A 10,485-nucleotide genomic window follows, 5' to 3' on the forward strand; every position below is an offset into this window, starting at 1 on the left:
TCTTTATCGACAAAAGCTACATTGGTCATCAATTCAACGGTTCACATGAGTTAGTTGGCTTGTTTGATACCAACCACATAATCTACGATTTTTACGAGTATGTAGGGGGTAAGGTGTGGGAGCGAGATTTGTTTGATAAATCCGGCCGGACGATCGAAGCCGATCACTTTAATTTAGGTACAGGGGATCTGGCGGCATTTACACAATATTCATATAACAACGACGGCACATTCTTTGGTAAGAACTACGACGCTGGTGGCCATTTCACGGGACAGTCCAAGTATTCCGGCGACGGGCATCTATTACAAAGCAGCCATGCTTACATGGGTAGTGGGGGTGCTTTTCCAATGGGCGAAACCATATGGAGCGGCCAGATCTGAACAAGCACCCACGTCAAACAAGTTAGCAAGCGCCGAGACGACTGTTGGAAAAATGTCTCAACAGCTATCTTTTACTCAGTTGTACGTACAACGTGAGCGATGCGTAAACCGTTTCCGTTACGGTTGGGCAGGACGCTGCTGATCGGGCTGACGTGGGGAAACTCTGCGCCGTTCCCCCACACGGGTGCGGCGCAGCATGAACAAAACACATGTCTGCTTTCAAACACGGTATCTGCGGCGTTAGCTACCGTCAGCAGATGCCGATAGCTTGCAACTTTAAAAAGACCTACATCCAACGTATAGGGCAATCCCGGTGTAGGGGAACGGTTGTTTCCCGCGCCGCAGCATGTGGGGAAACGTAGAAGGAATGGATGCTTGAGGGACGGTGGGGAACGAAATTTTCCCCGCACGCGGACCGCAAAGCCATCTGCGGCGGCCCGGTTAATCACGGGGTGTGATTTCCCGCAGCTAAGTGCGCAAGACCTGCGGACAAGCCCAGCGTCCCTGTATAGCACGTGCGCGCTGCCCCAAACCGCGCCGCTCCCGTTTTACCTTAGCGAATCAACGGCATAGGCTAGTACCCCCAAGCTTGTCCACAGCTCTTTCAACATTCGATGGGGATAACTTATCCCCTACGAAACTGCGAATGCATCGCTTTCGAGCAGTATTAACAAAGCCTTTTCGCTCAAACGTTTAGCGTCGTTGTCAGAACCTTGTCAACAGACTGTTCCCCATCGGCTGTAGACAACTTTCGCGACGTTCAAAAGCGGAACGTCGCGCTAATCGCAGGCCCGTTCAGCCGCAGCGTCTGAACGAGCTGATCGCCGGACCCGTGAAACGCGAGATATCGATACGACGCGTTCACGTCGCCCCATTTCATCGCGTAGCCGAGGCCCGTCATCACTTGCCATGTCACCTTGGACGTACCCGTACCGACGTCGAGATAAAACGGCACATACCAGCGCCCATCCTCCGTAAGCGACACACGCCCACGCACGCCGACGAACCCGTCGAAAATATCCTGTCGTTGGGAAACGTGAATCGCGGGACTGACGCTCGGACCATGCAGTCCGACGCTCGTCTGCATCGACGCATCGAGCGAGCCGCTCACACCGAGGTATCGCAAGCCGGCGATCGCATCGATGCTGGCGCGCGGCAGGCGTGCGACGGTGCGTCCGCCGCCCAGTTGCAAGAGACCGCCCTTGAGGCTCGTCTCGCCGTCGCGCTGCGAATCGATCGCGAGGGTGCCGCTGCCGTGCGTGGTTATCGTCGTCGAGTGGCGGCCGAACTTGAGATAGATCGCATCGCCGAAAACGCTCCAGTCGCCCTTGCGCGCTTCGCCCTGCAGCATCGCGGCGAACTTGAGGTTCTGCAGGTAGTTGTATGGCCCGGTCGATGCATCGGCGACACCGGAGGGTAGCGAAAACCGCAGCGAGCCACTGACGCTCGGCAGCCAGAGATACGGCGTGACCGCAAACTGCCAGGGCTCCTCAGCGGGCATGACGAGCGGAGGAGGCGCGGCGGCCCACGACGATGAACCAGCAAAAGCAGCGCAGACGAGCGCTCCACCAAGCAACCGACGAAACATGGCACATGACTCCTGGTTGTAAGCGCAGGAGCCTAGTCAATGCGTCTGTACCGGGTAATACGATGTTTCCTAGTTCCGGGTCGTTGCATAGGACGCTCGCCTACGCGGCCTATTCCGCTCTCGATGCTGTCTGCTTGAGCCCCACCGGCGACCCCATCGCCTGAAACAGCGAGGCCGTATCCGAAAGCCGCGCGCTCGCATACCTGATTGCGTTCAACTGCGCATTGCGGTATTGCTGCTCGCTTGCGCGAGCCGCGCGCGGCGGGATCGCGCCGAGGCGCACGCGCGCGGCGGCATCGTCGAAGGCGCCTTGCGACGCACGGCTCGCGGTATCGCTCGACGCGAGCGCCTGTGTGTCCTGTTCGAGCGCCGCCAGCGTGTTCGCGACGTTCTGGAACGCCGCGAGCACCGTCTGCTTGTACTGGAGCACGGCGGCGTCGTAGGTGTCGAGCGCCGCGCGCCGCTGGGCGAGCAGGGCGCCGCCATGAAAGATCGGCTGCGACAGCGACGCGCCGATGCTCCACAACGCGCCCGCGCCGGAAAGCGCCGTCGGCCAGTTGAAGCCGCCTTTGCCCATCGATGCCGACAGCGACAAACTCGGGAACAGTTGCGCCGTCGCCACGCCGACCTGCGCGGCAGCGGCCTTGACGGCGGCATCGGCGGCCTGGATGTCGGGGCGCGTCGCGAGCAAATCCGACGGCACCACGACCGGCACGTCCTCCGGCACGGCGAGGCCCGCGAAGTCGAGATCGTCGGGCGCCTGGTCCGGCGTGCGGCCAAGCAGCACGGCCAGCGCATGGCGCGTCGCGAGCCATTGCGCGCGCAAGCCCGGCAACGATGCCGCGAGCGACGCCGCGTTCTGCTCTGCATTCAACGCGTCCGAACGCGACGCCGAGCCAAGTTCGTAACGACGGCGCGCATCGCGGGCGTCATCGTCGGCAAGCGTGACGAGGCGTTCAGTCGTATCAATTTCGGCGCGCAACCCACCCGCGCCGATCGCGCCTGTCACGATGTTCGCGGCGAGCGCGCGGCGGGCGGCATCGAGCTGGAACGACTGCTGATCGACTTGCGCCGCCAGGGACGCATTCTCATAACGCGCCGCGCCGAAGAGGTCGAACGTGTATTGCGCCTGGATCTGGCCGACGAAGAGGTTGTAGAGCGCCGTCGGCGGGCCGAAGTCCGGCACGCCGAGCCCGCGTTGCCGTGAGGCCTGCGCGCCGGCATCGATCGAAGGGAGCAGCGAGGAGCCGATCTGCGCCTTCAGTTGCTCGCGCGCGGCGGCGAGGCTCTTGTCGGCGGCGGCGAGGTTCGGGCTGTTGCGAAGACCCTCATCGACGAGCGCATCCAGCGCATCCGACCGATACCGCTTCCACCACTCGGGCACCGGCTTGGCGCCCGTCACGAAACGCTGCGACGCGCCTTGCGCCGTGACCGTCCGCTCCGGCTGTGCGAGCGCGCCGTAGTGCTCGGGCTGCGGCATCTCAGGCGGGTTGCCGCTCGGACCGAACGAGCAGGCCGAGAAGGTGAGGGCGAGCGTTGCCAAACCCGCCGCTCGCGATGCAACTGTCTTCATCATGGTTCGACTCCTTCCGGCGCATCCTCGCCCGGCTTGGCGCGCTCGTCGTCCTTCACGCGGAACGACGCCGCGTAGAGCGCCGGCAAATAGAACAGCGTGAGCACGGTCGCGCTCGTGATGCCGCCCATCAGCGCGGTCGCCATCGGGCCGAAGAAGTCGCTGCGCAAGAGCGGGATCAGCGCGAGCACGGCGGCGGCGGCCGTAAGCGTGATCGGCCGGAAGCGCCGCACGGTCGCGCCGACGATCGCATCAAAACGTTTGTGGCCGGCGGCGATGTCCTGCTCGATCTGATCGACGAGGATCACCGAGTTGCGCATGATGATCCCTGACATCGCGATCACGCCGAGCATCGCGACGAAGCCGAACGGCTTGCCGAACGCGAGCAGCGCCGCGACCACGCCGATCAGCCCGAGCGGCGCGGTGAGCACGACCATCATCACGCGGGCGAAGCTCTGCAGCTGGATCATCAAAAGCGTCAGCACGACGATGACCATGATCGGCATCTGCGCGTTGATAGACGTCTGTCCCTTCGCGTTTTCCTCGACCGGCCCGCCGACCTCGATCCGGTAGCCGACTGGCAGCGTCGGGCGCAGCGCGTCGAGCTTCTTGTTGATCGCGTTCGTGACGTCGATGCCCTGCGCGCCCGCCTTCACATCCGACTGCACGGTGATGGTCGGCTGCCGGTCGCGTTCCCAGATCACGCCGTATTCGAGATCGTTGACGACGCGCCCGAGCGTGCCGAGCGGCACCGGGCCGTTCGGCGTGGGCATCGCGAGCGTCGCGAGCCGCGACGGATCGACGCGTTCCGCCAGCGGCGCGCGCAAGTCGACGCCGATCAGCTTGTCGCGCTCGCGATACTGCGTGACGGTGTAGCCCGAGAGCGACATCGCGAGGAAGCTCGACACGTCCTGCGATGTGACGCCGAGTTCGCGCGCCTTCTTCTGATCGACCTCGAAGCGCACTGAGCGCTCGGACGGCTCGTCCCAGTCGAACTGCACGTTGGTCGTGCGGCCGTCGGCGCGCATGTCGGCGGCGACCTGCTCGGCGATCTTGCGCACTGTCGCGATGTCGTCGCCGGAAACGCGCAACTGCACCGGATAGCCGACCGGCGGCCCGTTCTCCAGCCGCGAGAGCCGCGTGCGGATCGCGGGGAACGTGTCGCGCAGCGCCGGTTCGAGCCATTGCGACAACTTCTCGCGATCCTCCACCGTCTTCGCCGTGATGACGAACTGCGCGAAATTCGGCTGCGGCAACTGCTGGTCGAGCGGCAGATAAAAGCGCGGCGCACCCGTGCCGACGAAACTCACCACGTGATCGATTTCAGCACGGCCTTCGAGCGCTTTTTCCAGACGTTTGGCTTCGCGCAGGGTGGCATCGAACGAGGCGCCTTCTTGCAGACGCACGTCGACGAGCAGTTCCGGCCGGTTCGAGCTTGGGAAGAACTGCTGTGGCACGAGCGTGAACCCCGCGAGTGCGATCACGAACAGCACGACGGTCACCACCAGCACGACGAACCGCCGCTCGATGCACCACGTCACCCAGCCGCGCAGGCGCCCGTAGAACTTCGTGTCGTAGATGTCGTGCTCGTGATCGTCGGGCAGATGCGCCTCGTGCGCCTCGCGCTTGCGCTCGGGCAAGAGCTTGTAGCCGAGTAGCGGAATCAGCACGACCGCCGCGAGCCACGACGCGATCAGCGCGATCGCCGATACCTCGAAGATCGAGCGCGTGTATTCGCCGGTGCTCGACTTCGCGAGCGCGATCGGCAGGAAGCCGGCGACAGTCACGAGCGTGCCGGTGAGCATCGGGAACGCGGTGCTCGTGTACGCGTAGGCCGCGGCGCGCGTGCGGTTCCAGCCCTGTTCGAGCTTCACGGCCATCATCTCGACGGCGATGATCGCGTCGTCGACCAAGAGGCCGAGCGCGAGGATCAGCGTGCCGAGCGAGATCTTGTGCAGGCCGATGTCGAAGAAGTACATGAAGAGCGCGGTGACCGCGAGCACGACCGGAATCGAGATCACGACGACCATCCCCGTGCGCACGCCGAGCGACACGAGGCTCACGATCAGCACGATCACGACCGCTTCGGCGACGGCTTCCAGGAAGTCGTCGACGGAGTGCGACACCGCGTGCGGCATGCTCGACACCTCCGCGAGCTTGAGCCCGGCGGGCAAGTGCGTGCGCAACTCGGCGGTCCTGGCGTCGAGCGCCTTGCCGAGCCGTACGACGTCCTGCCCCGGCTGCATCGTGATGCCGATGCCGAGCACCGGCTGGCCGCCCGAGCGCATCTGCGTGGCGATCGGATCGACGTAGCCGCGCTTGATCGTCGCGATGTCGCCGAGGCGGAACGAGCGGTCGTTCACGCGGATCAGCGTATCGGCGAGCGCCTTCATGTCGGTGAACTGGCCGCTCGGGCGCACGAACACGCGATCGTCGGGCGTGTTCAGCGTGCCGGCGGGCGCGACCGCGTTCTGCCCGTTGACTGCCTGCGCGATCTGCTGCGGCGAGATGTTCAGGCGCGTGAGTTGCGTATTCGCGATCTCGACGTAGATGCGCTCTTCCTGATCGCCGAAGTAATCGATCTTCGCGACGCCCGGCACGCGCAGCAGCACCGCGCGCAGTTGATCGGCGTAGTCGTGCAGTTGCGCCGGCGAGAAGCCGTCGCCTTCGAGCGTGTAGATGTTGGTGTAGACGTCGCCGAACTCGTCGTTGAAGAACGGCCCTTGCACGCCTTGCGGAAGCGTCGCCGCGATGTCGCCGACTTTCTTGCGGACCTGATACCACTCCTCGGGCACGTCTTCGGGCGGGGCGCCGTCCTTCATCGTGAAGAAGAGCAGCGACTCGCCGGGGCGCGAATAGCTGCGAAGAAAATCGGTCGATGGCGTTTCCTGCAGCTTTCGCGCGATGCGGTCGGTGACTTCCTCCTGCACTTGCCGCGCGGGCGCGCCCGGCCAGAACGTGCGGATCACCATCACGCGAAACGTGAACGGCGGGTCTTCCGATTGCGCGAGGCGCGTGTACGAGATGACGCCGAAGATCGTCGCCATCGCGATCAGGAAGATCACAAGAGCGCGGTGCCGCAGCGCCCACGCCGAGAGATTGAAGCGGCCTTCTTCCTGGCGATAGTCGTTGTCCTGCCCGTTTTGCGGCGCGCTCATGACGCGAAGTCCTCGGGATGCAGCGGCGCCACGACGCGCACCTTCTCGCCTGCCGAGACCGTATGCACGCCTTGCCACACGACGCGCTCTCCCGCATTCAGGCCGCGCGTGACGGTGACGGTGCGCTCGCCGTAGCGCGCGACATCGACGCGACGCAATTCCAGCGCGTTGTCCGGTTTGACGACCCACACGGCGGGCTGCTTGTCGTCGTGGAAGAGGGCGGTGGAAGGCAGCGTGAAGGTCGAGGCGCGCGGTGTCTGCGACGCTGACGTTTGCGCGAACGTGACGTCGGCGGTCATGCCGAGGCGCACGTCGGGCGTCGGGGATTCGAGCGTCAGCTTCGCGCGATACGTGCGGCTCTGCTGGTCGGCGGCGGGCGAAAGCTCGCGCACGCGCGCGGCGAAGGTGCGGCCCGGCAGCGCCGCGAGCGTGATCTGCGCGCGCTCGCCGACCGCCAGCGCCAGCAGCGCGCTTTCGGGCACGTCGCAAACGACGTCGATGTCGCCATTCCACGCGAGGTTGTAGACCGGCTGCCCGGCGGTGACGTTCTGGCCCGTGTCGGCCTGTTCGGACGTGATGACGCCCGCGTGATCGGCGATGAGCGTCGTGTACTTCAGTTGATCGGCGGAAAGGCCGGCCTGCTGTTGCGCCTGATTGCGCTGCGCGAGCGCCGACGCATACGCGTTCTGCGTCTGCTCCAATTGCGCCGGCGCGATCAGGTTTTCGGCGGCCTGCGCGCGGTCGCGGTCGAGTTGCTGCTTCGCGTAGTCCAGTTGATGTTGCGCGGCGTCGAGTTGAGCAGCGGAGGCCGCTGCGTTCTTCGACTGATCGGCGGGATCGAGCTTGGCGACGATCTGCCCGGCCTTCACGGTATCGCCGAGACGCACCCGCCGCTCGACGATCTTCCCGCCGACCCGGAACGACAGCGGCGTCGAATAGCGCGACTCGATCTGGCCGGGTAGCGTGGCGCGCGGCGGCTGGCCGTCGGACTTCGCTGCGACGGCGACGACGGCACGCGGCGCGAGCGGCGGCGCTTCCTTCTTGCCGCACGCGGCGAGCGGCATCACGCAGAGCGCGGCGAGGAGCGCGCGAAGGCGCATCGACGAAAACACGCGGGAATGGAGACGGTTCACGAATGACCTCGGCGCGGGGGCGAGACGAAGCGGCGCGGGCGATGCACGCGGACGTTTTCAAGATACGGGGGGCGCGGGAAGGAAGACGGCGAGCGGGCTGACGACAAACAGCGACAAGCTTTCCAGGATCACGCCAGCAGATGCACGTCGCATTCTAATACAGAGTTGTATCCGAATGCAAAGTCGTATCAAAAGAGTTTTGAAAGCGGCTTCGGTGCTAAACTCCGCCGCATGAAACCCACCCGCCTTACTCGCGAACAAAGCCGGGACCAGACGCGGCAGCGCCTGCTCGACGCGGCGGTCGTGATCTTTATGAAGAAGGGATTCGGCACGTCGAGCGTCGAAGACATCGCCGCTGCGGCCGGCTATACGCGCGGCGCGTTCTATTCGAATTTCGGTAGCAAGTCGGAGTTGCTGCTCGAACTGCTCAAGCGCGATCATGGAACCACGATGGGCCGCATGCGCTCGATTTTCGAGGACGGTCAGGCAACGCGCGCCGACATGGAAGCGCGCGTGCTGAAGTACTACAGCGAGATCTATCGCGAGAACAAATGCTTTTTGCTGTGGGTCGAAGCGAAGCTGCACGCGAGCCGCGATCCGAAGTTTCGCGTCGAATTCAATGCGTTCATGCGGGAGTTGAGGCAGACCACGACCGATTACATTCGCGCGTTCTCGGAGCGGGTCGGCACGCCGTTGCCGATGCCGGCCGAGCAGTTGTCGCTTGGCCTGACCGCGCTATGTGACGGGGTGCAGTTCTTCTATTCGTCTGATCCGCAGTCGGTGCCAGCGGATTTTGCGGAGGCCGTACTTGCGGGGTTCTTCGGACGCGTCGTGTTCGGCACATCCTGAAACTGAACACCCGCAGCGAATCAAGCCGATATCCCCGGCCCGCCATTGCTGCCGAGCAACTGCTCGACGGCATCGGCGTCGGCGTAATCCTGCTCGGGCAGCGCGTCGAACACGGTGATCACGTCGTTGCTCACGCCAGCTTCGCGCGCGGCATCGACGATCGCGTCCTTGTTCGCGGGATACGCGACCGCGCGCAGCACCTGCGCGATTTCATCGTTGATCGGCTCGTCGTTCAATGCGTTTTTTTGCGTGTCGGTCATGCGAAGGGTCCGGTAATCGTCAAACGTCAGGTCTGTACCTGCACGGGCGTGCTGGCCATGCCGCGGCTCGGCGCGCGCGACTTCGGAATCTTGACATGCCGCCAGTGCGCGTGGTCGAGATCCTGCGCCGACACTTCCGGCGCGGGCGCCGAAACCGGTGCGGCATTCGCGCGCAAGCTGGCGCGCATCGCGTTGGTGGCGCTCGCCGATTCAGTGTCGCTCGTATGCAGCGGTGCCGCATAGCAGGACACGGAAACCAGCGCCATCGACAACATCGTTGAGGTCTTCATCGCTCAACCCCTCCTGACGTAAGCAGCGAGAAAGCAACGAGCAAAGGCCGTGCCAATCGCTGTCATCCTGGCCGCGGACGGGCGGCCAGACTAACTGCTTACAACGCGCGAGCGCGTTCGAACGGGCGTGCCGTGAACACACTTCGAGTGAGTTCTGAAGTCTGTTCAGGCACGTCCACGGCGATGCCCTCGCTCGCGAAAAGGCATCCACGCGCCGCAAAATTGCACAGTAGCGCAAAGTCAGCGCGTCGTCGGGTTCAAACGGAAGTATGCGTCGAGAAGCGACGTCTTGTACACGACGCCGAGAAGCAGCGGCTGCGAGCGGCGCTCGATTACCGGCAGCCGTTCGCCCTGGAACGCGAGGAAGTGCTGAAGCGCCTCGCCGAGCGACATGTCGGGCGTGAGCACATCGAAGTGCGGCTGCAGGTAGTCGGCGGCGGTCTTGGTTTCGGTGTCGCGCTCGTCGAGCAGGTCGGACGTGATGTCCTTCAGCGCGACGACGCCCTGAAAATGCTCGCCTGTATCGACCACGTACAGATACTTCACAGGATATTCGAGGAAGACGCGCGTCATTTCCTTCACGTTCGCCGTGAGCGGGACGACGGTGTCGGCGGGCTTCACCAGCTCGCGCATCTGCGTGGCCGCGAGGCGCATGCGCTCCTTTTCGTCGCGCGTGCGGCGCAGCGTGACTTCGTACATCGACGTCTGCTCGGAGGTGCGCGCGATGAAATACGCCACCACGCACGAGAGCATCAGCGGCAGCACGGCCTGATACGACAGCGTCATCTCGAAGATCATCAGGATCGCCATCAGCGGCGCGTGCGTGGCGGCGGCGAGGAACGCGCCCATGCCGACCATCGCATAGGCGTAGGGCGCCGAGGTCGAATGCGGCCAGATCGTGTGCGCCGCGATGCCGAACAGGCACCCGAGCACGGCGCCGACGAAGAGCGTCGGCGTGAAGATGCCGCCGACTGCGCCCGAGCCCGCCGTCGCGGCCGTCGCGATGATCTTGAAGACGAGCACGGTAAGGAGGGCGGTCCACGTCCAAGGCTCGTGCAGCAGCGAGTTCACGACTTCGTAGCCGTTGCCCCAGACTTCGGGCCACCAGATCGAGATCACGCCGACGATCAACCCGCCCAATGCAAGCCGGATCGGCAAAGGAAGCGGCAGCAGCGCGAAGCGTTTCCGCGATGCCGCGAGCAAGCGCAGGAAGTGCGGAGCCAGCACGCCGCACAGGAGCCCGAGCAAGACGAA

At 64.3% G+C, this 10,485-nt stretch carries 9 protein-coding genes; 2 read left to right on the plus strand and 7 right to left on the minus strand.

Annotation, left to right across the window (positions count from 1 at the left end; translation table 11 throughout):
• Positions 1-380 (plus strand): hypothetical protein (locus AWB67_RS41050; RefSeq protein ID WP_159965044.1); only part of this gene is annotated, 380 nt, incomplete at its 5' end.
• Between the two features lie 760 nt (positions 381-1,140).
• Here AWB67_RS41050 and AWB67_RS32415 read toward each other — a convergent pair.
• The 4 genes from AWB67_RS32415 to AWB67_RS32430 form a co-directional block, all read right to left on the minus strand.
• Positions 1,141-1,968, minus strand: coding sequence for a hypothetical protein (locus AWB67_RS32415; protein ID WP_087660142.1), 828 nt, complete (start codon positions 1,966-1,968; stop codon positions 1,141-1,143).
• Between the two features lie 109 nt (positions 1,969-2,077).
• Positions 2,078-3,544 (minus strand): efflux transporter outer membrane subunit, encoded by a 1,467-nt coding sequence (locus tag AWB67_RS32420; protein ID WP_087660143.1) that lies wholly within the window; start codon positions 3,542-3,544, stop codon positions 2,078-2,080.
• The gene (locus tag AWB67_RS32425) at positions 3,541-6,699 is read right to left on the minus strand and encodes an efflux RND transporter permease subunit (RefSeq protein WP_087660144.1); all 3,159 of its coding nucleotides are present in this window, start codon (positions 6,697-6,699) and stop codon (positions 3,541-3,543) included. Before AWB67_RS32425 ends, AWB67_RS32420 begins: the two co-directional genes overlap by 4 nt.
• Positions 6,696-7,799 (minus strand): efflux RND transporter periplasmic adaptor subunit, encoded by a 1,104-nt coding sequence (locus tag AWB67_RS32430; protein WP_087660147.1) that lies wholly within the window; start codon positions 7,797-7,799, stop codon positions 6,696-6,698. The genes AWB67_RS32425 and AWB67_RS32430 overlap by 4 nt, the downstream gene beginning before the upstream one ends.
• Positions 7,800-8,063: 264 nt before the next feature.
• Here AWB67_RS32430 and AWB67_RS32435 point away from each other — a divergent pair, with 264 nt between their 5' ends.
• Positions 8,064-8,681, plus strand: coding sequence for a TetR/AcrR family transcriptional regulator (locus AWB67_RS32435; RefSeq protein ID WP_087660148.1), 618 nt, complete (start codon positions 8,064-8,066; stop codon positions 8,679-8,681).
• 20 nt (positions 8,682-8,701) lie between these two features.
• Here the strand turns inward: AWB67_RS32435 and AWB67_RS32440 are convergent, their stop codons facing one another.
• The 3 genes from AWB67_RS32440 to AWB67_RS32450 all read right to left on the minus strand — a co-directional run.
• Positions 8,702-8,941 carry a DUF2795 domain-containing protein gene (locus AWB67_RS32440; RefSeq protein WP_087660145.1) on the minus strand — a complete coding sequence of 80 codons (240 nt, stop codon included), beginning with the start codon at positions 8,939-8,941 and terminating at the stop codon, positions 8,702-8,704.
• A gap of 26 nt (positions 8,942-8,967) precedes the next feature.
• Entirely contained in the window at positions 8,968-9,231 is a 264-nt protein-coding gene (locus tag AWB67_RS32445; RefSeq protein WP_087660146.1) for a hypothetical protein, read from the minus strand.
• Between the two features lie 240 nt (positions 9,232-9,471).
• On the minus strand, positions 9,472-10,485 hold a 1,014-nt coding region (locus tag AWB67_RS32450; RefSeq protein ID WP_125477777.1), incomplete at its 5' end, for a ClcB-like voltage-gated chloride channel protein.

The organism is Caballeronia terrestris, from assembly GCF_001544515.1.
Classification (GTDB): domain Bacteria; phylum Pseudomonadota; class Gammaproteobacteria; order Burkholderiales; family Burkholderiaceae; genus Caballeronia; species Caballeronia terrestris.